The sequence below is a fragment of the Streptomyces melanogenes genome (assembly GCF_014649795.1).
Taxonomy (GTDB): Bacteria; Actinomycetota; Actinomycetes; order Streptomycetales; family Streptomycetaceae; genus Streptomyces; species Streptomyces noboritoensis.
In genome coordinates this window covers 342518-364874 of the sequence record NZ_BMTS01000002.1, presented here as the reverse complement: position 1 = coordinate 364874, position 22357 = coordinate 342518, and the positions used below count along the sequence as shown (strand labels likewise).

Annotated in this window: 19 protein-coding genes and 1 pseudogene; 12 read left to right on the top strand and 8 right to left on the bottom strand. The window is 72.2% G+C overall.

The genetic code is table 11. The features are described 5' to 3' along the window. The first annotated feature begins 206 nt into the window (after positions 1–206). Together afsR and IE252_RS05670 are read left to right on the top strand one after the other, a co-directional pair. Complete coding sequence (gene afsR, locus IE252_RS05675; RefSeq protein ID WP_190088172.1) at positions 207–3173, top strand: SARP-family global regulator AfsR; 2967 nt, start codon at positions 207–209, stop codon at positions 3171–3173. Between the two features lie 299 nt (positions 3174–3472). After that, positions 3473–3790, top strand: coding sequence for a hypothetical protein (locus IE252_RS05670; RefSeq protein ID WP_190088171.1), 318 nt, complete (start codon positions 3473–3475; stop codon positions 3788–3790). Between the two features lie 332 nt (positions 3791–4122). On the opposite strand, the gene IE252_RS05665 is transcribed toward IE252_RS05670, so the two are convergent. Further along, complete coding sequence (locus IE252_RS05665) at positions 4123–4851, bottom strand: GbsR/MarR family transcriptional regulator (protein ID WP_190088170.1); 729 nt, start codon at positions 4849–4851, stop codon at positions 4123–4125. Between the two features lie 228 nt (positions 4852–5079). On the opposite strand from IE252_RS05665, the gene IE252_RS05660 reads away from it, so the two are divergent. The 3 genes from IE252_RS05660 to IE252_RS05650 are packed head-to-tail and all read left to right on the top strand — an operon-like array spanning position 5080 to position 7519. Beyond that, complete coding sequence (locus IE252_RS05660; RefSeq protein ID WP_190088169.1) at positions 5080–5745, top strand: DUF4097 family beta strand repeat-containing protein; 666 nt, start codon at positions 5080–5082, stop codon at positions 5743–5745. Between the two features lie 35 nt (positions 5746–5780). Then, positions 5781–6737 (top strand): ATP-binding cassette domain-containing protein, encoded by a 957-nt coding sequence (locus IE252_RS05655; protein WP_190088168.1) that lies wholly within the window; start codon positions 5781–5783, stop codon positions 6735–6737. Continuing rightward, positions 6734–7519 carry an ABC transporter permease gene (locus IE252_RS05650; protein ID WP_190088167.1) on the top strand — a complete coding sequence of 262 codons (786 nt, stop codon included), beginning with the start codon at positions 6734–6736 and terminating at the stop codon, positions 7517–7519. The genes IE252_RS05655 and IE252_RS05650 overlap by 4 nt, the downstream gene beginning before the upstream one ends. A 218-nt stretch (positions 7520–7737) precedes the next feature. On the opposite strand, the gene IE252_RS05645 is transcribed toward IE252_RS05650, so the two are convergent. After that, positions 7738–9351, bottom strand: coding sequence for a FadD3 family acyl-CoA ligase (locus IE252_RS05645; protein ID WP_190088166.1), 1614 nt, complete (start codon positions 9349–9351; stop codon positions 7738–7740). A gap of 126 nt (positions 9352–9477) precedes the next feature. Here IE252_RS05645 and IE252_RS05640 point away from each other — a divergent pair, with 126 nt between their 5' ends. From IE252_RS05640 to IE252_RS05630, 3 genes are read left to right on the top strand one after another with little or no spacing between them, the layout of a single operon-like run. Continuing rightward, entirely contained in the window at positions 9478–10626 is a 1149-nt protein-coding gene (locus IE252_RS05640; RefSeq protein ID WP_190088165.1) for a lipid-transfer protein, read from the top strand. A gap of 9 nt (positions 10627–10635) precedes the next feature. Next, positions 10636–11067: a Zn-ribbon domain-containing OB-fold protein gene (locus IE252_RS05635; RefSeq protein WP_190088164.1), complete on the top strand. Its 432-nt coding sequence runs from the start codon at positions 10636–10638 to the stop codon at positions 11065–11067. Continuing rightward, positions 11064–11834 (top strand): enoyl-CoA hydratase/isomerase family protein, encoded by a 771-nt coding sequence (locus IE252_RS05630; RefSeq protein WP_190088163.1) that lies wholly within the window; start codon positions 11064–11066, stop codon positions 11832–11834. Before IE252_RS05635 ends, IE252_RS05630 begins: the two co-directional genes overlap by 4 nt. A 187-nt stretch (positions 11835–12021) precedes the next feature. Here the strand turns inward: IE252_RS05630 and IE252_RS05625 are convergent, their stop codons facing one another. Continuing rightward, a complete protein-coding gene (locus IE252_RS05625; RefSeq protein ID WP_229848011.1) occupies positions 12022–12687 on the bottom strand; it encodes a TetR/AcrR family transcriptional regulator in 666 nt (221 codons plus the stop codon). A gap of 179 nt (positions 12688–12866) precedes the next feature. Between IE252_RS05625 and IE252_RS05620 the strand changes: the two genes are divergently transcribed. Next, positions 12867–13445 carry an NADPH-dependent FMN reductase gene (locus IE252_RS05620; protein WP_190088161.1) on the top strand — a complete coding sequence of 193 codons (579 nt, stop codon included), beginning with the start codon at positions 12867–12869 and terminating at the stop codon, positions 13443–13445. 16 nt (positions 13446–13461) lie between these two features. On the opposite strand, the gene IE252_RS05615 is transcribed toward IE252_RS05620, so the two are convergent. The 3 genes from IE252_RS05615 to kbpA form a co-directional block, all read right to left on the bottom strand. After that, positions 13462–13833, bottom strand: a complete 372-nt coding sequence (locus tag IE252_RS05615; protein WP_190088160.1) for a hypothetical protein — start codon at positions 13831–13833, stop codon at positions 13462–13464. 574 nt (positions 13834–14407) lie between these two features. Next, positions 14408–16741 (bottom strand): outer membrane protein assembly factor BamB family protein, encoded by a 2334-nt coding sequence (locus IE252_RS05610; RefSeq protein WP_190088159.1) that lies wholly within the window; start codon positions 16739–16741, stop codon positions 14408–14410. A 180-nt stretch (positions 16742–16921) separates the two neighbouring features. Next, on the bottom strand, positions 16922–17698 hold the full coding sequence (kbpA, locus tag IE252_RS05605) for an AfsK-binding protein KbpA (RefSeq protein WP_190088158.1): 777 nt from the start codon (positions 17696–17698) through the stop codon (positions 16922–16924). A gap of 361 nt (positions 17699–18059) precedes the next feature. Here kbpA and IE252_RS05600 point away from each other — a divergent pair, with 361 nt between their 5' ends. Then, complete coding sequence (locus IE252_RS05600; RefSeq protein WP_101388803.1) at positions 18060–18707, top strand: TetR family transcriptional regulator; 648 nt, start codon at positions 18060–18062, stop codon at positions 18705–18707. 77 nt (positions 18708–18784) lie between these two features. Here the strand turns inward: IE252_RS05600 and IE252_RS05595 are convergent, their stop codons facing one another. Next, on the bottom strand, positions 18785–19327 hold the full coding sequence (locus IE252_RS05595) for a nitroreductase family deazaflavin-dependent oxidoreductase (protein WP_190088157.1): 543 nt from the start codon (positions 19325–19327) through the stop codon (positions 18785–18787). After that, positions 19324–20487, bottom strand: a complete 1164-nt coding sequence (locus tag IE252_RS05590; RefSeq protein ID WP_190088156.1) for an acyl-CoA dehydrogenase family protein — start codon at positions 20485–20487, stop codon at positions 19324–19326. The genes IE252_RS05595 and IE252_RS05590 overlap by 4 nt, the downstream gene beginning before the upstream one ends. Before the next feature lie 184 nt (positions 20488–20671). Here IE252_RS05590 and IE252_RS05585 point away from each other — a divergent pair. Continuing rightward, positions 20672–21030, top strand: a pseudogene (locus tag IE252_RS05585) (NUDIX domain-containing protein). 136 nt (positions 21031–21166) lie between these two features. After that, positions 21167–22357: a thiolase C-terminal domain-containing protein gene (locus IE252_RS05580; protein WP_190088155.1), complete on the top strand. Its 1191-nt coding sequence runs from the start codon at positions 21167–21169 to the stop codon at positions 22355–22357.

The window sequence follows — 22357 nt, the reverse complement described above, 5'->3', positions numbered from 1 at the left end:
CGGTCACTCCTCGGCCATTCGCCCCTCCTTCCCCACCCCGTGACGCCTGTCCGCCCGCCGGACAGGGCCGTGGACACGCGCCGGTGACCTGTAACGAAAGTGTGCAGAGGGCCTGTGCGGAGCGTCACCCGTAGCTGACGCGCATGCCATGGACAGGGCAGACTGGCACGGGCATTACCAGCGCTACGGGGGCACAGGGGGTCGCTATGGACCGAAACGGCGAGCCGCGCATTCCGGAGCAGCGGGCTCCGGTCCCGGCAGCGGACGCCGGGCAGGCCGCGGACACCGCGGACCTGCGCTTCGGCGTGCTCGGAAGCGTACGCGCGTGGCGCGGGGCCGACGTCCTGCCGTCCGGCTCGCCGCAGCAGCGCGCCCTGCTCGCCGCGCTGCTGCTGCGCGACGGCCGCACGGCCACCGCCGCCGAGCTGATCGACGCCATCTGGGGCGACGAACCGCCCTCGCAGGCCCTGGCGGCGGTACGGACGTACGCCTCGCGGCTGCGCAAGGCGCTGGGTCCCGGCGTCCTGGTGAGCGACGCGGGCGGCTACGCGATCCGGCTCTCCGCGGGCGTCCTCGACCTCGCCACCGCCCAGGAGCTGGCCGCCGAGGCCGAGAAGGCGCGCGCGGGCGGCGACCAGGCCAGGGCGCGCGAGCTGCTGAAGGCCTCGCTCGCGCTGTGGACCGGCGAGCCGCTCGCCAACGTGCCCGGCCCGCACGCCGACACCGAGCGGACCCGGCTCAGCGAGTGGCGCCTCCAGCTCACCGAGGCGCGGCTCGACATGGAGCTGGACGCCGGGTGCCACGCCGAGGCCGTCTCCGAACTGACCGCGCTCACCGCCGCGTACCCGCTGCGCGAGCGGCTGCGGGAGCTGCTGATGCTCGCGCTCTACCGCAGCGGCCGCCAGGCCGAGGCCCTCGCGGTGTACGCGGACACCCGTCGGCTGCTCGCCGACGAGCTCGGCGTCGACCCGCGCCCCGAGCTCTCCCGCCTCCAGCAGCGGATCCTGCAGGCCGACGAGGACCTGGCCCGGCCCGCCGAGGCGCCCGCCGCCCCGGCCCCCGTCCGGGCGGCCCAACTTCCCGCCTCGGTGCCCGATTTCACCGGCCGCGTCTCTTTCGTCCAGGAACTGTCGGCGCGGCTCGCGGCCGCCGACACCACCGTCATGGCGGTCTCCGCGCTCGCCGGGATCGGCGGCGTGGGCAAGACGACGCTCGCCGTGCACGTGGCCCACGCGGCCCGCCCGCACTTCCCCGACGGCCAGCTGTACGTGGACCTCCAGGGCACCGGACCGCGCGCCTGCGAGCCGGAGGCGGTGCTCGGCGCCTTCCTGCGGGCGCTCGGCACGCCCGACGCGTCCATCCCCGACTCGCTGGAGGAGCGCGCGGCCCTGTTCCGCTCCACGCTCGACGGCCGCCGGGTCCTGGTCCTGCTCGACAACGCGCGCGATGCCGCCCAGGTGCGCCCCCTGCTGCCCGGCACGGCGGGCTGCGCCGCCCTGGTCACCAGCCGGATCCGGATGCTGGACCTGGCCGGGGCGTATCTGGTCGACCTGGACGTGATGTCGCCGGAGGAGGCCCTCCAGCTCTTCACGAAGATCGTCGGCAAGGAGCGGGTGAGCGCCGAGCGCCAGTCGGCGCTCGACGTCGTGGCCGCCTGCGGCTTCCTGCCGCTGGCGATCCGCATCGCCGCCTCCCGGCTGGCCTCGCGTCCCACCTGGACCGTCTCGTTCCTCGCCGCCAAGCTCGCCGACGAGCGGCGCCGCCTGGACGAGCTCCAGGCGGGCGACCTCGCGGTCAAGGCCACCTTCGAGCTCGGCTACGGCCAGCTGGAGCCCGCCCAGGCCCGCGCCTTCCGGCTGCTCGGCCTGCCCGACGGCTCGGACATCTCGCTGGCCGCGGCCGCCGCCGTACTGGACCTGCCGCTCCAGGAGACCGAGGACCTGCTCGAATCCCTCGTCGACACCAGCCTGGTGGAGTCGGCGGCCCCCGGCCGCTACCGCTACCACGATCTCGTACGGCTCTACGCGCGTGCGTGCGCCGAGCGCGACGAGGACCCGCCGTCCGGCCGGGCCGCGGCCATGTCGCGACTGCTGGACTTCTATCTGGCCACGGCCGCCAAGGTGTACGCGATCGAGCGGCCCGGCGACCGGCTGGTGGAGCACCTGGCGCCGACCCAGTACCCGGGACTGCCGTTCGCCGACGGGCACGCGGCGGTGGACTGGCTGTACGCGGAGGCCAACTGCCTGCTGTCGTGCGTCCACCAGTGCGCGGGCGACCCGGCGCTGCTGCGGCGCGCGGTGGACCTGCTGTGGGCGGCGAAGGACCTCGCCGAGTCGGGGGCCAACTCGCGGCAGTACGAGACGACCGCGGTGGCCGTGCGCGACGCCGGGCACGAGCGGGGCGACGCCAGCGCCGAGGGGCGGGCCCGGCTCGCGCTCTCCACCGTGCTGCTGGTCTCCGGCCGCTTCGAGCAGGCCGACGAGGAGGCGCGGCTCTCCTCGCTGCTCGCCAAGGAGGCCGCCGACCCGATGCCGGCCGGGGCCGCGCCCAACGACCGCGGGATCATCGCGTTCTACCAGAACCGGCACGCCGACGGCGAGCGCTTCCTGAAGGAGGCTATCGACAACTACCGCGCCGACGGCAACCGGCCGGGCGAGGCGAGCGCGCTGTGCAACCTGGCGCGGATCCACGTGAACATGGGCCGCACCGCGAGCGCGGTCGACCTCGCCCAGCGCGGGCTCGACATCTTCAACGAGATGGGCTTGGCCCTGCGGGTCGCCAACGGCCGCTTCGCGCTGGGCATCGCGCTGACCCGGGCGGGCCGCCTGGACGACGCGCTGTCCCAACTGGGCCAGGCCCTCCAGGTCTTCCAGGACAACCGCCAGCGGCTGTGGGAGGGCACCACGCACTTCCGCATCGCCGAGGCCCACTTCGCGGCGCGGCGCCCGGCGCGGGCCGCCCAGCACGCGGAGCAGGCACTGGCGCTGCGCTGCATCGGCGGCGAGTGGATGCGCGGCAACGTCCTGACGACGCTGGGCCGCGCCCTGGACCAGCTCGGCCAGGCCGACCGGGCCCGCGCGTGCTGGCGCGAGGCGCTGGCCATCTACGAGTCGACGGGCGCGGCGGAAGCCAAGGACGTACGGCAGTTGCTGAGCCCGATGGCGGCGGCGTAGCGGGTACGGTTCACTGGGGCCGGGCCTTTGACGAGGCCTTTCGCCGGGGTGCGGGGATTTCGCCGCGGCCGTGTGCGCAGCTGTCCAAGCCGTTGCCGACGCCGTTTAGCCATCGTTTATCGCCCCTCGGCACTCTCTTACTCAACGATCCGCCGCGTCGGGGGGCAGGCGGGTCGACGGTGGGCCTCCCCGCTAGTGTGGACGGCCCTTGAAGTGCCCGTCCGGCGACCCTCGGGGGAGCCGCCGGGCGGGCACCGTTCACAGCACGACATGCAGCAAACTCAGGGGAGCTGAACACGATGAGTGACGGAAACAAGCCCGAGACCGGCGACACCACGACGCAGGAGAACCACGCGGGGAGCCCGGGTTCCGGCACGGGCACCGGCACGATCCGCCCGATGGAGAACCACGCCGGCCTGATCGGCGGCGACGGCAAGATCCGCCCGCTGGAGAACCACGCGGGCCTGGTCGGCGGCGACGTGGTGAAGCCGCTGGAGAACCACGCCGGCGTCATCGGCACGGGCGGCCCGGTCAAGCCCATGGAGAACCACGCGGGCCTGGTCGGCGCGGACATCCTCAAGCCCCAGGAGAACCACGCCGGTTCCGAAGAGGCCTGAGCACCTGAGCACCTGAGGACCACTGCTGGGCGGGGGCCGGCCGCGGCGACGCGGAGGGGGGGCCGTCGCGGCCGGCGACACACGGGGGAGCACGGGGGGAACCACCGGGCCAACGGGGGAACGGGGGCCACGGGGGATCGCCGGGGACGCGTACTTGGGGGTGCGCGTCCCCGACGGGGGAGCAACGGGGGAAGTACGGGGGAAGTACGGGGGACTACGGGGGAACGGGGGAATCGGGGGGGAGAACGGGGGAACCATCGGGGGAAACCGAGCGCCCCGCGGCCGGACGTGCCGCGGGGCGCTCGGTGTTGTGCGAGGGGACGGGCCCGGGCTCAGGACGCGGGCGGCGTCTCCGCCTTCGTGTGCAGGACCTCCCGGGCCTGCTCGGCGGCGCGTATCAGGCTCTCGCCGACGAAGTCGAGGAAGCGGGCGATGTTCTCGAGCCGGGCGGCGGCCGGGGTGCCGGGGCCGAGGACGCCCACGCCCTGTCGGGCGATCTCGACGATCTGGGCGTTGGCCCGGACGCTGGCCATCATCGACTGGTACCAGATGTCGTCGTCGATGAAGTAGCGCTCGCGGCGGCGCTCGTCGCGCTCACGGCGGACCATGCCCTGGCTGTCGAGGAACGCGACCGCCTTGGAGACGGACGCCGGGCTGACCTGGAGGCGCTGGACGAGCTCGGCCGCGGTGAGGCTGCCCGCGTCGGTGAGGGTGAGGCAGGCCATCACCCGGGACATCATCTTGGGCAGGCCCGACGCCATCATGACGGTGGTGAGCGCCTCCTCGTACTCGCGCACCGCCTCGGCATCGCGCCCGTACGCCTGCGCGGGCGTCTCCGCGTCCCGGGGCGCGGTCTGCGTACGCCGGTGGGCGCGGCGTTCGGTGGCGCGGTGGGCCAGGTCGGCGCGGTAGGCGGTGGGACCGCCGTTGCGCATCACCTCGCGCGTGACCGTCGAGGTGGGGCGGTCGAGCCGTCGGGCGATCTCCGCGTACGCGAGGCCGTCGGCCAGTCCCAGCGCGATCTGCTGGCGTTCCTGCTGAGTGAGCCTGCCGCCCGGCATCAAGATCTCCTTCGTGCGTGTCCGTGATGTCCCCAGCATAGCGTTCACACTCATTCCATTGCAACGAACAAGAGGGCGGTTGTTGCATTAGAGCGCAAACCATTGCAACGATTTCTCGGCTACGACCTGCACGGATACACATTCCACGCAACGAACTTGTTGCCGACTCTTCGAACGCAACGTAGCTTTTCCCTCATCGGAAACGACAACGAAGCGAAGGAACACACCGTGCAGAAGTTCGCCACCACCGCCCCGATCTCCGCCGTCCTCGACATCCCCGCCGGACGCATCCGCTTCATCGCCGCCGACCGGGCCGACGCCACGGTCGAGGTCCTCCCCGTGAACGCCTCGAACAGCCGCGACGTGAAGGCGGCCGAGCAGACCACGGTCGCGTACGCCGACGGCGTCCTGCGGATCGAGGCCGCTCCGGCCAAGAACCGGATCCTCGGCAGCTCCGGCTACGTCGAGGTGACGGTCCAGCTGCCCACCGGCTCCCGCGTCGAGGCGAAGGCCGCCGACGGCGAGTTCCGGGGTGTCGGGCGGCTCGGCGACGTCGTCATCGAGGGCGCGCGGGGCACCGTCAAGCTCGACGAGACCGCGGGCGCCCAGCTCACCCTCCAGGCCGGTGACGTCACCGTCGGCCGCCTGGGCGGCCCCGCCCGGATCAGCACCCAGAAGGGCGATCTCCGTATCACCGAGGCCGTGGGCGGCACGGTCGAACTGCGCACCGAGGCCGGGGACATCGCGGTCGGCGCCGCCCGCGGAGTCTCCGCGTCGCTGGACGCGCACACCGCGTACGGCCGGATCCAGAACGCGCTCATGAACACCGGAGCCGCCGGCCTGGAGATCCAGGCGACCACGTCCTACGGCGACATCGCCGCCCGCAGCCTCTGACCCCCGACCCCGCAGCCTCCGAAGGAGCACCCCTCATGACCAGCTTGGCCATCGCGGCGAACGGGCTGCGCAAGTCGTACGGCGACAAGGTCGTGCTCGACGGCATCGACCTGGCCGTCCCCGAAGGAACGGTCTTCTCCCTGCTCGGCCCGAACGGCGCGGGCAAGACCACCGCCGTGAAGATCCTCTCCACCCTCGTCCCGGCGGACGCCGGGGACCTGCGCGTCGGCGGCCACGACCTGGCCGCCGCCGCGCAGGCGGTGCGCGCCTCGATCGGCGTCACCGGACAGTTCTCCGCCGTCGACGGCCTGATCACCGGCGAGGAGAACATGCTCCTCATGGCGGACCTGCACCACCTGTCCCGGCGGGAGGCCCGCCGGGTCACCGCCGAACTCCTGGAGCGCTTCGACCTGGTGGCGGCGGCGAAGAAGCCCGCCTCCACCTACTCGGGCGGCATGAAGCGCCGCCTGGACATCGCCATGACGCTGGTCGGCGCCCCGCGGATCATCTTCCTCGACGAGCCGACCACCGGCCTCGACCCGCGCTCCCGGCACAATATGTGGGGCATCATCCGCGAGCTGGTCGCCGACGGGGTGACCGTCTTCCTCACCACGCAGTACCTGGAGGAGGCCGACGAACTCGCCGACCGCATCGCGGTGCTGAACGACGGCAGGATCGCCGCCGAGGGCACCGCGGAGGAGCTGAAGCGGCTGATCCCCGGCGGGCACGTACGGCTCCGCTTCACGAACCCGGCGCTGTACCGCGACGCCACGTTCGCGCTGGGCGAGGTCACCCGGGACGACGAGGCGCTCTCGTTGCAGATCCCCAGCGACGGCAGCCAGCGGGAGCTGCGCTCCCTGCTCGACCGGCTGGACTCGCTGGGCATCGAGGCGGACGAACTGACCGTGCACACCCCCGACCTGGACGACGTGTTCTTCGCCCTGACCGGCGGCACCACCCTCCCCAGCCAGCCCAAGGAGTCTGCCCGATGAGCACCTTCTCCCTCGCCGTACGCGACTCGCGGACGATGCTGCGCCGCAACCTGCTGCACGCCCGCCGCTACCCGTCCCTCACGCTGAACCTGCTGCTCACCCCGGTGATGCTGCTCCTGCTCTTCGTCTACATCTTCGGCGACGTGATGAGCACGGGCATCGGCGGCACGGACCGCTCCGACTACATCGCCTACATCGTCCCCGGCATCCTGATGATGACCATCGGTGGCACGGTGATCGGGGCCGCGGTGTCGGTGGCCACCGACATGAACGAGGGCATCATCGCCCGCTTCCGTACGATGGCGATCCACCGGGGTTCCGTGCTGATCGGGCACGTCGTCGGCAGTGTGCTGCAGTGCGTGATGAGCGTGGTCCTGGTCGGCGCGGTCGCGGTCGCCATCGGCTTCCGCTCCACGGACGCGACGCCCCTGGAATGGCTGGCCGCGTTCGGCCTGCTGGTGCTCTTCTCCCTCGCCCTCACCTGGATAGCGGTCGGCATGGGCCTGGCCAGCCCGAACGCGGAGGCCGCCGCGAACAGCGCCCAGCCGCTGATCATCCTCCCGCTGATCTCCAGCGCGTTCATCCCGGCGGACACGATGCCGGGCTGGTTCCAGCCGATCGCCGAGTACCAGCCCTTCACCCCCGCGATCGAAACCCTGCGAGGTTTGCTGCTGGGCACGGAGATCGGCAACAACGGGTGGATCGCGGTGGGGTGGTGTGTGGGGCTCGCGGTGCTGGGTTATGTGTGGTCGACGGCGAGGTTCAACGACGAGTCAAAGTGACAGGCCGTGGGTGGCTGGTCGCGCAGTTCCCCGCGCCCCTAGGGGGTACGGGCGATAGCGAAGCCGAGCATTTCAGGGGCGCGGGGAACTGCGCGAGCAACCGGCCACGACCCGCAGACGAAAGACAGCGGGGTGCAGGGGCCGCAGGCCCCGCAAGGGGGTCCGGGGGCGCAGCCCCCGGGAAGCGAGCCTCCACACCCCACCCACCCCCGGAGGGTCTAGGGAAGGGGCGGGGTGGGGGAAAACTCCCGCAACACACCCTTCACCACCTTCCCCCCCGCATTCCGCGGCAACTCCCCCAAGAACCACACCTCCCGCGGCACCTTGAAATTCGCCATCTCCCGCCGCGCCCAAGCAATCAGCTCATCCCCCGTAAGCCCGGCCCCCTCCCGCCGCACCACGAACGCCCGCCCCACCTCCCCCAGCCGCCCATCCGGCACCCCCACCACCGCCACCTCCGCAACCTCCGGATGCAGCCCCAACACCTGCTCGATCTCGGCGGGGTACGCGTTGAAGCCCCCGACGATGAACATGTCCTTGATCCGGTCGGTGATCCGCAGGTTCCCCGCCGCGTCCAGCACCCCCACGTCCCCCGTCCGCAACCACCCGTCCCCCGTGATCACCCGCCTCGTCTCCGCCTCGTCCTCGAAGTACCCGCGCATCACGTTGAACCCGCGCACCAGCACCTCCCCCGGCTCACCCGGCTCCGCCAGGACCCGTACCTCCGTACCGGGTATCGCCCGCCCGGACGTGTACGCGATCACCTCGGCCGGGTCCCCACGGCGGCACATCGTGACGATGCCGCTGGCCTCCGACAACCCGTACGCCGTGAGCACCGTGCCGATCCCCAGCTCCGTCCGCAGCCGCTCGACGAGCCGCAGCGGGACGACGGCCGCGCCGGTCACCACGAGCCGCAGCGCGGACAGGTCGTGGGCCGCGCGCGCCGGGTGGTCGAGGAGGGACTGGTGGAGCGTGGGCGGGCCGGGCAGGACGGAGATGCGCTCGGCGGCGATGTTCGCCAGGACCGTCTCGACGTCGAACACCGGCTGCGGCACCATCGTCGCGCCCCGCATCAGACAGGCGATGATCCCCGCCTTGTACCCGAAGGTGTGGAAGAAGGGGTTCACGATCAGATAGCGGTCGCCCTCGCGCAACCCCGCCAGCTCGCTCCAGATGTCGTAGCCCCGCAGCGTCTGCGCGTGCGTGATCACCACGCCCTTGGGGCGGCCCGTCGTCCCGGAGGTGAAGACGATGTCCGAGGGGGCCGAGGAGGCCACCGAGTCCGCCCGCGACCGTACATCCGCCGCCGGAACGCCTTCCCCGCCCGCCAGGAAGTCCTTCCAGGTCCAGAAGTCGTCCGGCGCGTCCTCCGCCAGGACCACCACCTGCTCCAGATGCGGCAGCCCGGGCAGCGGCCCCGCGCCCTCGCCCTCGGCGGCGGCACGCCGCAAGGTGGCAACGTACGACGTCCCCAGGAACGTTCCCGTCACGAACAGCAGCTTCGCCCGGCTGCGTTGGAGCACGTACGCCGCCTCCGCGCCCTTGAACCGCGTGTTCAGCGGGACCAGCACCGCCCCGGCCGTGACCGCGCCCAGCGCGGAGACGATCCAGTCCAGGGTGTTGGGCGCCCACACCGCGACCCGGTCGCCGCTCTCGACCCCGGCCGCCATACAGGCCGCCGCCGCCCGCTCCACCCGCTCGCCGAGCTCCGCGTACGAGACGCGGGTGCGGCCCTCGACGACGGCCTCCCGCTGTCCGAACCGCTCGGCCGCGCTCCGTACGAGCGCGGGGACGGAGCCCCACTCCAGGTCCCCGCGAAGGTCGTCCCGCATGGCAAACCCTCCCACCCGCAGTAGCCGTTGGCACAGTAGCTGACTACCCGTCAGATTAGCTGTACCCTTCCTCGCTGTCAGCAGCAATCCAGCGCCAATGGCGTACGGGGATCGCGGAGGTGGCGGGTGTCGACGCTCAAGGACGCGACGGCGATCGCGGGCATAGGACAGACGGAGTTCGCCCGCCGACTGGGCGACTCCGAGAAGAAGCTGGCCTGCCGGGCCATTCTCGCCGCGCTCGACGACGCCGGGATCTCCCCCTCCGAGGTGGACGGCTTCGCCTCGTACACGATGGAGGAGACCGACGAGGTGGAGGTCGCCAAGTCCATCGGCGCCGGCGACGTCACCTTCTTCGGCAAGGTCGGCTTCGGCGGCGGCGGTTCGTGCGCGACCATCGCCCATCTCGCGGCCGCCGTGGCCACCGGCCAGGCGAACGTGGGAGTGGCCTGGCGCTCCAGAAAACGCGGCAGCGGCCCCCGCCCCTGGACGAACACCACGGTCCAACTCCCCACCCCAGCCCAGTGGACGCGCCCCTTCGGGCTGCTGCGGCCCGCCGACGAGATCGGCATGCTGGCGCGGCGCTATATGCACGAGTACGGCGCCACCCGCGATCACCTCTTCAACGTCGCCCTGGCCTGCCGCAACCGCGCCAACCAGAACCCGGCCGCGATCATGTACGAGCGGCCACTGACCCGCGACATGTATATGACCTCGCGCTGGATCAGCGAGCCGCTCTGCCTCTTCGACAACTGCCTGGAGACGGACGGCGCGCTGGCCTGCGTGATCGTCTCCGCCGAGCGCGCCCGCGACTGCCGCCACAAGCCGGTGTACGTGCACTCCGCCGCCCAGGGCCTGCCCGCCCAGCACCACGGCATGGTCAACTACTGGAACGACGACCCGCTGACCGGACCCGCCTGGACCGCCGCCCGCCACCTGTGGAAACAGGCCGACTTCGGCCCCCAGGACGTCGACGTCGCCCAGATCTACGACGCGTTCACCCCGCTCGTCCCGCTCTCCCTGGAGGGCTACGGCTTCTGCGGCCGGGGCGAGGGCGCCGCGTTCACCGAGGGCGGCGCCCTGGAGATCGGCGGCCGGCTGCCGCTCAACACGGGCGGCGGCGGCCTCAGCGAGGCGTACGTCCACGGCTTCAACCTCATCAACGAGGGCGTGAAGCAGCTGCGCGGCACGTCCACGGCACAGGTGCCGGACGCGGCGACGTGCCTGGTGACGGCGGGCGAGGGAGTCCCCACATCGGCCGTTCTGCTGAGGAGTTGAGGAGTCCAGATGCTGACCCCGGTGACCGACGACGACGGCGCCCCGTTCTGGGAGTACGCCGCGCGGGGCGAACTGCGCGTCCAGGCCTGCGCGGCCCCCGACTGCGGCCGGCTGCGTTTCCCGCCCCGCCCGTGCTGCCCGCACTGCCAATCCTTCGACAGCGAGTGGCGCCGGATGTCCGGCCGCGGCCGCATCTGGTCGTACGTGTTCCCCCACCCCCCGCTCCTGCCCGAGTACGCGGCCCAGGCCCCGTACAACGCGGTCGTCGTCGAACTCGCCGAGGACCCCCTGATCCGCCTGGTCGGCAACGTGGTCGCCGACCCGGACGCGCCCCTGGACTCGGTGGCACCGGAGCGGCTGCGGATCGGGGCGCGCGTGCAGGTGGCGTTCACGGAGACGGACGGCGTGACGGTCCCCCGCTGGCTCCTGGAGCGCCCGTGACGCTGGAGGTCGTACGGGACGAGAAGACGGGCGTGGCGGTGGTGAGCCTGAACCGCCCGCACAAGCTGAACGCGATAGACGAGGAGACGGCGGCGGAACTGTCCGCTGTCTGGCGGCAGTTCCGCTACGACGAGACGATACGGGCGGTGGTGCTGACGGGCTCGGGCGAAAAGGCATTCTGCACGGGCATAGACAGAGCGACGGAGGTGCCGCAACCCTCCTCTCCCTACTCCCTGGACGACCCCCTCCTCACCATCGGCCCGAAGGCGAACGACCTGTGGAAGCCGGTGGTCGCGGCGGTGCGGGGGATGGCGTGCGGCGGGGCGTTCTACCTGCTGGGCGAGGTGGAGTTCGTGATCGCCGCCGAGGACGCGACGTTCTTCGACCCGCACACGACGTACGGCATGGTCAGCGCGTACGAGTCCGCCTACCTGGCCACCCGGATGCCCCCCGGCGAGGCGGCCCGACTCGCCCTGATGGGCACGGCGGAACGGGTCTCGGCACGCCGGGCGTACGAGACGGGCCTGGTCAGCGAGGTCACGCGGCCGGGGGACGAGGTGGCGGCGGCAAGACGCTGCGCGGAGATCCTGTCCTCCTACCCCACGGACGCGGTCCAGGGAACGGTCCGCGCCCTGTGGACGACCCGCTCCCCCACCCTGACCCAGTCCTTCGCGCAGGCCCCCCACCTGATCGCGCTGGGGAATCTGCCGCCGGGGAGGCAGGAGGAGTTGTTCGGGGGGAGGGGTGGGGGGTTCAGGGTGCGGTGATTCGTCTGCGGCTGAGTGGTGGGTTGCTCGCGCAGTTCCCCGCGCCCCTAAATGCGCCCCTGCGGGGCGCCCCTATAGGGGCGCGGGGAACTGCGCGACCAGTTGGGGACGACCCGCGGCCAAAGAACCGGCCGCCCGCCAGAGGGCTTTCGGGAAGGGGCGGGGTGGGGGATCCCCGCCGGAGGCGTCACCCGCCGCCCACCCCATACCGCGCCAGAAACACATCCACCCCCGCCACCACGAGCGCCTCCACCTCGTCCCGAGACGGCGAGTACCCCGGATCGAACGTCTTCGCCAGCTGCGGAATCGAAATCGTCGTCCCCACGAGCTGCTTCACCGCCAGCTCAACATCCGGCACCACCAACACCCCCCGCCGAGCAAGCTCGGCAAACGCCTCCACCAGCGGCGCATTCATCGCCGCATAGCTACGCCGAAACCACAACCGCCCCAACTGCGGAAACCGGTCGACCTCCCCGATCACCAGCCGCCGCAACCGCACGATCCGCTCATCAAGCTGGATCAAGGTCCACTCGAGCTGCACCTCGATCAGCGCCGAGCGCAGGTCGACCGCCCGCGTGAGCGCGGTCCCGTGCGGCTCCAGCTCCTCGTACGCCCCGTTCAGGACCGACCCGATGACCGCGAGGAACAGCCGCTCCTTGTTGCCGAAGTGCTTGTACACCGTCGGCTTGGACACCCCCGCGCGCGAGGCGATCGTGTCGACCGACACCGCGCTGTACCCCCCGGCCAGGAACTCGGCCAGGGCCGCCTCCTCGATGGCCCGCCGCTTCACCTGGGAGACGCTCACGGCCTCCGGGATCACCGGGATTCCGTACGCGTCCACGTCCTCGCTCATCGCCTCGCCCTCCGCCGCCCCCGCCGTCATCCACCTGTCCCGCCCAGTATGCCTTACTGAACCGTTCAGATGACTAAACCACACGGTGTAGTTGCATGAATGAACTGAACGGTTTAGTGTCATCGACATCGCCGCAGGGGCAACACCCGCCCCGGGGCGCACACTTGGGAGGGAAACCAATGAGCGACTTCAAGATCCTCGGAATCTCGGGCAGCCTGCGCGCCGACTCGCACAACAGCGCCCTGCTGCGGGCCGCCCAGAAGTTCCAGCCCGGCGGCCTGGACATCGAGATCTACGAAGGCCTGCGCGACCTCCCCCCGTACGACATGGACCTGGACACCCCCGAGAACCGCCCGGCGGTCGTCGCCGACCTGCGCCGCCGTATCAATGAGGCGGATGGCGTACTGATCGCGACGCCCGAGTTCAACTACTCGATCCCGGGCACGCTGAAGAACGCGATCGACTGGGTCAGCACCGACTGGACCAAGCAGGAGGGGCTGCCGCTGCGGCACAAGCCGATCGCGATCATGGGTGCGGCGCCGACCAACTTCGGCACCGTGCGCGCCCAGTTGGCGCTGCGTCAGGTATTCGTGTGGACCGAGAGCGACGTCGTGGTGAAGCCGGAGGTCCAGGTCTTCCGTGCGCACGAGCGGTTCGACGCGGACGCGAACCTGGTCGACGACATGACCGTGGACCTGCTGCGCGGCCTGCTGACCGCGCTCAAGGGCAAGGTGGAGAAGGCCGAGCAGAACCGGTAGGCCGAGGCCTGCTGCCTCAGCTCCAGAAGGCGACCTCCAGGCGGTAGCGGTGACTGCCGGTCGCCAGCGGGTCGCCGGTGACCCGTACGGTCGCGGAGGTGACGGCCGGGCGCTTGCCCTTGGCGGGCGAGACGCAGGTGACGACGGTCCCCGTGGCGGTGGCCGAGGGGGACGGGGTCGGGGTCGGGGTGTACGAGCCGGAGTTGGAGCCGGAGCCGCCGCTGCTACTTCCGTAGTTGTCGTCGTCGTGGTGGTAGCCGGAACCGCCGTTGCTCTTGTGGGAGTTGGAGCAGCCGCCACCGCCGCCGCCGCCGCTCTTGCCGTGGCCGTGGCCGGAGAAGCCGGTCAGTGCGAGCACCACTCCGGCCAGTACGGCCGTGAACGTCATGCGTCGACGGAACACCGCGCGCTACCCCCCGTAACGAAGCCTGGCGAATTCGCCGACACCGTAACAGGAGGGGTGGGTGGGGGTTGGGGGTGTCCGGTGGCGGCCACATGATCTCCTCGGGGTCCGCGTCGTACTCCCACAGCCGCCGCTGCCGTCCACTGGCAGGGGGGCGGGGTGGGGGGTAGCGTCTTGAGCGAGAGCCGGGGTGGTTCTGGTCCGCCGCGCCTCAGCCCGGACCCGCCTCCCGCGCTCGCGAACGGCGGCCGCCGTTCCAGCCCCTTCCGTGCCGGCTACGACGGCCGTCCCGGGGCGGTTTTCCCCGGGGCTTCGCCCCGGCCCCCGTTCGTCTGCAGACCGTGGATGGCTGGTCGCGCAGTTCCCCGCGCCCCTAAAGATGCCGCTCCGCGGCAATCCCCTGGGGCGCCCCGAAGGGGCGATCTCAGGGGCGCGGGGAACTGCGCGACCAGCCCCATTCGGCCTGCAGACGAAGCACCCGGCCGCCCGCCCAGGGCTTTCGGGAAGGGGCGGGGTGGGGAATGAGACGGGGCCAGCCACACACGGCCCGCACCCAGGGTTACCGATGCGCCCCCGACGTCGCCGTCCCCTTCACCGCGTCCAGCGCGTACACGCACCGGTCCTTGCTGCACGCGTACACCACCCCGTTGCGGGCCACGGGCGAGCCCGTGATCTCGCCGCCCGTGGCCAGCTTCCAGCGGAGTTGGCCGCCCGCCGCGTCCAGCGTGTACAGACAGTGGTCGGCCGAGCCGAAGTGGATGCGGCCGTCGGCCACCACCGGCGTGCCCACCACCTCCGCGCCCGCCGCGAACCGCCACTTGGGCGTGGAGGTGACCGCGTCCAGCGTGTACAGCGCGTTGCCGCTGCCCACGTGGATGTTGCCGTCCGCCACCAGGACCGGCTCGATGGACTGGCGGGACTCGGTCGCGATGCGCCAGCGGTCCTTGCCGGTGGCCGCGTCCAGCGCGTACACCGTGCCGAGGTAGTCCGCCAGGTACACCCCGCCGCCCGCGACCGCAGGGCCCGGCGCGAAGGTCGGCGGGCAGAGGAAGACCGCCGGGGCCTCGAAGTGCCAGCGGACATGGCCGCTGGCGATGTCGACGGAGAGGACCCGGGTGCCCGCCGAGACATACACGTACCCGTCCGGCGCCGGAGCCAGGCGGACCGGGACGCCGCCGCAGGACGCCGCGTCGCCCACCGGGTACGACCAGCGCTCGGCGCCGGTGCGCGCGTCGAGGGCGCGCAGCCGCGCGTCCTGCCACACGTACACCGTGCCCTCGTGGATCACCGGCCCGGCCTCGGGGGTCTCGAAGTCGCTCTGGGCGCCGGTGATCTCCCACAGCTTCGCGCCGTTCGCGGCCTCCCAGGCCTGCACCCCGCCGCCCCGGGTCGCGGTGACGATGGTGCCCCGGTCCGCCTTGAGGGCGTAGACCCAGGCGTCGGTCGGCAGGCGCCACAGCTCACGGCCGTCCGTCGCGTCCAGCGCGTACAGCGTGGGGCCGTCGGAGGCGTGGATCCGGCCCGCCTCCACGGCCATCGCCCACGCCACGTCCCGCGTCTTGAACTGGCGCCGGCCGGACCCCACGTCCAGCGCGTGCACCTCGAAGGAGGTGACGTACAGCAGGTCGCCCGCGACGGCCGGGGTGCCCCACACGTCGTTCGACATGCGGAAGCGCCAGGGCCGCCAGCGGCCGGGCGGCTCGGGCGAGGGGGCCGGGGCCGGGACGGGCGGGGCCGCCGTCTGCGCCCCGTTCGCCGGGGGCCGGTCCGGTCTGCCCAGGGGGGCGCCGGCCGGGAACCGGACCCACCCCGTGGCGGGGCTGGCCTCGGCCACCGCGCGCGCCCCGTCCATCACCCGGGGCCCGGGGCCGATCGGCACCTTCGCCCCGGCCAGCCGGACGGGCCCGTCCGGCACGGCCTCGGGCAGCGAGGGGTGCGGCGGCTGGTAGGGCGGGCGCGGCGGCGGCGAGGGGTCCACGGGCTGCGCGACCGGCTTGGCCCGGCCACCGCCCCGGCGCTGCTCGATCATCGCCACCGAGCGGTCCGGCAGCCACGCCGAGGCGGTGCCGCTGTCGTCGGAGCCGCCGAAGAGGTGCGGGGCGAGCTGCGCCTGGAGGTCCTCGGGCGAGGGCCGGAGCCCGGCCTCCATCTGCATGCAGGACTCGATGAGCGGCCGCAGCTCGTCCGGCAGCCCGGTCACGTCCGGGCCCTCGCGCAGCAGCATGAAGACCGTCTCGACCGGGTTGGCGCCGTGGAAGGGCGCGTGGCCGGTCGCCGCGAAGACCAGCGTCGAGCCGAGCGAGAACACATCGCTCGCGCCGGTCACGCTGCGCGAGTCCTTCGCCTGCTCGGGCGACATGTACGCGGGCGTGCCCACGGCCACGTTCGTCATGGTCAGACGCGTGTTGGAGACGCCGGAGGCGATGCCGAAGTCGATGACCCGGGGGCCGTCCTCGACCACCAGGACGTTGGACGGCTTGAGGTCGCGGTGGACCAGGCCCGCCCCGTGGATGGACTGCAGCGCCTCGGCGATGCCGGCCGCGAGCCAGCGCACCGCCTGGGCCGGGAGCGGCCCGCACTCGTTCACTATTTCTTCCAGCGAGGGCGCCGGTACGTACGCGGTGGCCAGCCACGGCACGGCCGCGCGCGGGTCGGCGTCGACCACGGCCGCCGTGTAGAAGCCGCTGACGGCCCGGGCCGCCTCCACCTCGCGGGTGAAGCGGACCCGGAACAACTGGTCCTCGGCGAGCTCCGTGCGCACCGTCTTGATCGCCACGCGGCGGCCGGACGCCGAGCGCGCCAGATAGACCAGCCCCATGCCGCCGGCACCGAGCCGTCCCAGCACCTCGAAGGGGCCGATCCGCCTCGGGTCGTGCTGCGTCAGCTGCTCCACTTGCCTGCCACCTCCCCGTACGGGCCCTAAGTATCAACGCGTCGCAACAAGGCCCCGTGCAGCGTCTCACGCGGCACCCCGATTCTTCCTGCCGGAGGCGCCCGGTGGCCAACCCGAGCACGGATCGGGATGTCTCACCCCGATCCGGACATCCCCCGCCCCTTCTCCCCGGCGTCCGGGTCAGTCCTTCTGGAGGATCGCGAAGCTCGCCCCCTGGTCGTCACAGAGGACCGCCATCCGTCCGTGGGCCATGTCGAACGGCCTGGTGGTGACCCGGCCGCCCAGATCGGCGCAGGTCGCGGCCGTGGCGTCGCAGTCCCCCACCGCGAAGTACACCAGGAAGTGGTCGGGCATCTCGGCCGGGAAGGCGTCCCCCATCAGGCTGCGGCCGCCGAAGGCGGTGTCGGGTCCCGGCTCGGAGCCCGCGGGCGACCAGGTGCGGAAGTCGTCGTCCGTGCCGTCCAGGTCGCGGCCCCCGAAGCCGAAGACCGCCTCGTAGAAGCGGTCGGCCTGGGCCGTGTCCCGCACGTACACCTCGGTCCAGCAGAAGGAGCCCGGCTCGCCGCTCTTCTCGAAGCCGGTGTGCCCGGCGGCCTGCCAGAGGCCGAAGACCGCGCCACCGGGGTCGGCGGCGACCGCCATCGTCCCGTACGGAGGGACCTGGACCGGGTCCCTCACCAGCTGGCCGCCCGCCGCCCTGATCCGCACGGCGAGGCCCGAGGCGTCGGGCGTCGCGAAGTAGACGCCCCAGGCGGTGGGCATCCGGCCGTCCCGCTTGGGGACGAGGGCGGCGACGCGCTTTCCGGCGCTGAAGGCGTTGGTGTAGTACCCGTACCTCTCCTCGGCGTCGTCGTCGAAGGTCCAGCCCATCAGCGCGCCGTAGAACCGCTTGCCCGCCGCGAGGTCGGGCAGCGTCACATCGGCCCAGCACGGCGCGCCTTCCGGAAATCCGCCCATGCGCCTGGTTCCTTCCTGGGGTGGCCCCGCGCGGGTGCCGCCGCGCGGTGAGCTCTACGCCGTGAAGCTAACGGCCCCGCCCCCACCCCGCAGTGGAGCAAATCGAACAAATACTCTTCTTTGCCCCCACTGTAGGCGCCCGCGCCCTTTTCCCGCACGGGTTGTCCACAGAGCGCGTCCACAGGCTGTTGATAACACCATTCGAGTGGCGGACGGGTGCTCGATACCGGGCCCGGGGCGGCGCGGGCGCACAGCGGCGCGAGGGAACGGGCCGGTGCGTGCTCCCGGCCCCCGTCAACCCCCGGCCCCCATTTGCAGTCGGCCGAATCGCGCTCCGATCACCCCTCGGTAAGCTGACGGCATGACAGGACAAGTACGCACCGTCGACGGCCGCGTGGCCGGCCGACGCGGCCAGGCGACGCGGCAGAAGCTGCTCGACTGCCTCAGCGAGATGCTCAGCTCCTCGCCGTACCGGGACGTAAAAGTCATCGACGTGGCCCGGAAGGCGGGCACTTCACCCGCGACCTTCTACCAGTACTTCCCGGACGTCGAGGGCGCCGTCCTGGAGATCGCGGAGGAAATGGCCAAGGAGGGCGCCGCGTTGACCGCCCTCGTCGAGGGCCGCTCCTGGGTCGGCAAGGCCGGCTGGCAGACGGCGGAGGAACTGGTCGAGGGATTCCTCGACTTCTGGCGCAAGAACGACGCGATCCTCCGGGTGGTGGACCTGGGCGCGGCCGAGGGCGACAAGCGGTTCTACAAGATCCGCATGAAGATCCTCAACTCCGTGAACAACTCCCTTACGGACGCCGTGAAGGAGCTCCAGTCCAAGGGCAAGGTCGACAAGGACGTCAGTCCGGCGGCGATGGCGGGTTCGATCGTCGCGATGCTGGCGGCGGTCGCCTCGCACCAGAAGGGCTTCCAGACCTGGGGCGTCAAGCAGGCCGAGCTGAAGCCGAACCTGGCGCTGCTCGTCCACCTGGGCATCACGGGCAAGAAGCCGACGAAGTAGGCGCGGCGCGAGGAACGTACGGGTCGGCCGTCCAGCGCCGACGCGGTGACCGCCGGGGCGCGCGCCCTCAAGTCCTGTCACGCCGACGGTGGTTCACCCGGGTGAGCCCCGTCGGCGTTCCCGCGCCCCGGCCCCTCCTCTTCCCGCCGCTCCAGCCGGAAGAGCCGTATCTCGCGCTCGACGCGGGCCTGGTACGCGGCGTACGGCGGCCAGAACGCCAGCGCCGCCCGCCAGGCCGCCGCCCGCTCCTCCCCCGCGAGCAGCCGGGCCCGGACCGGCACGTCCCGCCCCTTCCAGCTGATCTCGGCGTCCGGGTGGGCCAGCAGGTTGCCGGTCCAGGCGGGGTGGCCGGGCCGCCCGAAGTTGGACCCGACGAGCAGCCAGGTCCCGGCGCCCTCCGGCATACAGGCGAGCGGAGTCCGCCGCGCGAGCCCCGACCTGGCCCCGCGCGCGGTGAGCACGACCCCCGGCAGCATCCGCGCACTCGGCAGCACCCGGCCCCGGGTGAGCCGGTGCACGGCGCGGTCCAAGGCGGGGACGACATGGGGCGCCACTTTCGCGAACGCGCGCGTGGACGACACTTTCTGTACGAGGCGCACGCCGCGCGGGGTGCCGGTCATCGGGTGTCCGCCTGCTCGTACACACCGGCCCGCTCGGCGGCACGGGCCCTCAGCAGCGGTACGGACCCGAAGAGCAGCTCGTCGGCCGCGGCCCGCTTGAAGTACAGGTGCGCCTCGTGCTCCCAGGTGAACCCGATGCCGCCGTGCAACTGGATCGCCTCGGCGGCGGCCCCCCGCAACGCCTCCAGCGCCTGCGCGAGCGCGAGCCCCCCGGCGTCCGGATCCCAGGCCGCGTAGTAGGCGGCGGAACGGGCGGCCTGCACCTGTACGTACCTGTCCGCGAGCCGGTGCTTGACGGCCTGGAAAGACCCGATGGGCCGCCCGAACTGCTCGCGCTCCTTCACGTACGAGACGGTCCGCTCCAGCACGTACGCGGCGGCGCCGACGGATTCGGCGGCGAGGGTGGTGGCGGTGGTGCGGCCGGTGGCGGCGAGGGGTTCGGCAAGTCCGCCGTCCAGCAACTCACCCTTCACCTCCCGGAGTTGCACAGTCCCCTGGACACGGGTCTCATCAAGTGTGGTGTGCCGGGTTCGGCGCAGCCCGGCGGCGTCTCCTCGTACGAGGAAGAGCTGGACACGGCTGCGGGTGAAGCCGCCGGTGTGGGCGGGGACGAGGAGGAGGTCGGCGCGATGGGCGTCGAGGACCTGGGCGGCCTCGCCGTACAGCCGCCAGGTGTTGTCCACCTGCCGGGCCTGGATGCCCCCGGCGCGGCCGCCACCAGCCCAGGAGCCGTCGGCGTTGTCGCCGGTCAGGCCGAGGGCCAGCGGGAGGGCGGGCCCCGGGACGGCGAGGGTCGCGGTGAGCTCGCCGCGCGCGAGCGGCGGGAGGTACGCGTGCTTCTGCGGCTCGGCGCCGAGGGCGAGGAGGAGGGGGGCGGCGAGGGCGGCGGTGGCGAGGAGCGGGGAGGGCAGGAGGGCGCGCCCGGTCTCCTCACAGGCGAGAGCGAGCTCGCCGGGCCCACAGCCGACCCCGCCGTACGCCTCGGGTATAGCGAGCCCCGGCAGCCCCAGCTCCTTGGCGAGCTGCCGCCACAGGACGGGGTCGTACCCCGGTCCGGTCCGGGCGGCGGCCTTGACCTCGTCGGGGCCGCAGCGCTTGGCGAGGAGGGTGCGGAGAGTGCGGCGGATCTCGTGCTGCTCTGGGGTGAGGTCGGGGTCCATGAGCGGCTTTCCTCCCGGGGGGGCGGGGTCGACGCGGCGAATCTGACGGTACATCAGTTTTCGTCGACCCACCCCTCCCCTTACGAGGCCGCCCAGTCCGGCCTGCGTCAAGTTCGACACCTGTACGGAGAGCCGCGACGCCGCACGGGGAGGCAGCCCGGCCGACCCATGGAAGGGTGACCGCATGGCACGGACCGAGTACTACGACGACCCGAACGCGCCGAAGCCCCACAGCCTGGTCGTCGCCGCCTCCGCCGTCGTCGCGGACGACCAGGGGCGCGTCCTCCTCCAGCGGCGCCGGGACAACGGCTTGTGGGCGCTTCCCGGTGGGGTCATGGACATGGGGGAGTCGCTGAGGTTCGTCGGCAGTTCGCCGTCGTCTTCACGGCGCGTGTGGTCGGCGGGGAGCTTGCCGTGTCGGACGAGTCGACGGAGTTGCGCTACGTATCGCCCAGCGACTTCGAGGCGCTGCCCATGCACCACACACAGCGGCTACGGCTCACGCACTATCTGGAGCACCGGGACCGGCCGTATCTCGGCTGAGCCGCCAAGGCGCCAAGGGGCTCGGGGAACTGCGCGAGCAAGCCACCACGATCCGCAGGCGACCAACCAAGCCGTACGCCAAGGACTTTCGGGAAGGGGCGGGGTGGGGGCTCAAAACTGATGTACCGTCAGATCTATGGCAGCAGCCCACACGCGCGCCCGCCCACACCCCCGCCCCGTCGCCATCGTCGGCATCGCCCTCTCCGACACCGGCCGCGTCGACGACGCCACCCCGTACGCCCTGCACGCCCAAGCCGCCCGCCGGGCACTCGCCGACTCCGGGCTCGACCGGAGCGTCGTCGACGGGTTCGGGTCGGCGGGGCTCGGTACGCTCGCGCCGGTCGAAGTCGCCGAGTATCTGGGGCTGAAGCCGACCTGGGTGGACTCGACCGGCGTCGGTGGCGCCACCTGGGAGGTGATGGCCGCGCACGCCGTGGACGCCATCGCCGCCGGGCACGCCAACGCCGTACTCCTCGTCTACGGCTCGACCGCACGCGCCGACATCAAAGCCGGGCGAAGGACATCGAATCTATCGTTCGGCGGGCGTGGACCCCTGCAATTCGAAGTTCCTTATGGCCATACCTTGATTTCGAAGTACGCGATGGCCGCCCGCCGCCATATGCACCAGTACGGCACCACCGTCGAGCAACTCGCCGAGATCGCCGTGCAGGCGCGCGCCAACGCCGCGACCAACCCCGACGCGATGTTCCGCGACCCGATCACCGTCGACGACGTCCTGTCCGGGCCGATGATCGCGGACCCGTTCACCAAGCTGCACTGCTGCATCCGCTCGGACGGGGGCTGCGCGGTGCTGCTCGCGGCGGAGGAGTACGTACGCGACACCGCCAAGGATCCCGTCCGGGTGCTGGGTTCGGGCATGGCCGTCTCCCACACCACGATGTCCGAGTGGGACGACTTCACCGTCTCCCCGGCCGCCGTCTCGGGCCGGCTCGCCTTCGAACGGGCCGGAGTGCGCCCGTCGGACATCGACCTCGCGGAGATCTACGACGCCTTCACGTACATGACCCTCGTGACCCTCGAAGACCTCGGGTTCTGCGCGAAGGGGGAGGGGGGCGCGTTCGTCGAGAAGGGGCGCCTGCTGAGGGAGGGCGCGCTGCCCGTCAACACCGACGGGGGCGGGCTCTCCGCCTGCCATCCCGGGATGCGCGGGCTCTTCCTCGTCGTCGAGGCCGTACGGCAGCTGCGCGGCGAGGCGGGCGCGGGTCAGGTGCGCAGGGCCGACGGCAGCCTCCCCGAGCTCGCTGTCGCCTCCGGCACGGGCGGCTGGTTCTGCTCGTCCGGGACGCTGGTCCTGGGGCGCGGCTGA

Coding starts and splice junctions, on each gene's coding strand:
- afsR (WP_190088172.1), top strand. CDS start 207: ATGGACCGAAACGGCGAGCCGCGCATTCCGGAGCAGCGGGCTCCGGTC.
- IE252_RS05670 (WP_190088171.1), top strand. CDS start 3,473: ATGAGTGACGGAAACAAGCCCGAGACCGGCGACACCACGACGCAGGAG.
- IE252_RS05665 (WP_190088170.1), bottom strand. CDS start 4,851: ATGCCGGGCGGCAGGCTCACTCAGCAGGAACGCCAGCAGATCGCGCTG.
- IE252_RS05655 (WP_190088168.1), top strand. CDS start 5,781: ATGACCAGCTTGGCCATCGCGGCGAACGGGCTGCGCAAGTCGTACGGC.
- IE252_RS05650 (WP_190088167.1), top strand. CDS start 6,734: ATGAGCACCTTCTCCCTCGCCGTACGCGACTCGCGGACGATGCTGCGC.
- IE252_RS05645 (WP_190088166.1), bottom strand. CDS start 9,351: ATGCGGGACGACCTTCGCGGGGACCTGGAGTGGGGCTCCGTCCCCGCG.
- IE252_RS05635 (WP_190088164.1), top strand. CDS start 10,636: ATGCTGACCCCGGTGACCGACGACGACGGCGCCCCGTTCTGGGAGTAC.
- IE252_RS05625 (WP_229848011.1), bottom strand. CDS start 12,687: ATGAGCGAGGACGTGGACGCGTACGGAATCCCGGTGATCCCGGAGGCC.
- IE252_RS05620 (WP_190088161.1), top strand. CDS start 12,867: ATGAGCGACTTCAAGATCCTCGGAATCTCGGGCAGCCTGCGCGCCGAC.
- IE252_RS05615 (WP_190088160.1), bottom strand. CDS start 13,833: ATGACGTTCACGGCCGTACTGGCCGGAGTGGTGCTCGCACTGACCGGC.
- kbpA (WP_190088158.1), bottom strand. CDS start 17,698: ATGGGCGGATTTCCGGAAGGCGCGCCGTGCTGGGCCGATGTGACGCTG.
- IE252_RS05600 (WP_101388803.1), top strand. CDS start 18,060: ATGACAGGACAAGTACGCACCGTCGACGGCCGCGTGGCCGGCCGACGC.
- IE252_RS05595 (WP_190088157.1), bottom strand. CDS start 19,327: ATGACCGGCACCCCGCGCGGCGTGCGCCTCGTACAGAAAGTGTCGTCC.
- IE252_RS05590 (WP_190088156.1), bottom strand. CDS start 20,487: ATGGACCCCGACCTCACCCCAGAGCAGCACGAGATCCGCCGCACTCTC.
- IE252_RS05580 (WP_190088155.1), top strand. CDS start 21,167: ATGGCAGCAGCCCACACGCGCGCCCGCCCACACCCCCGCCCCGTCGCC.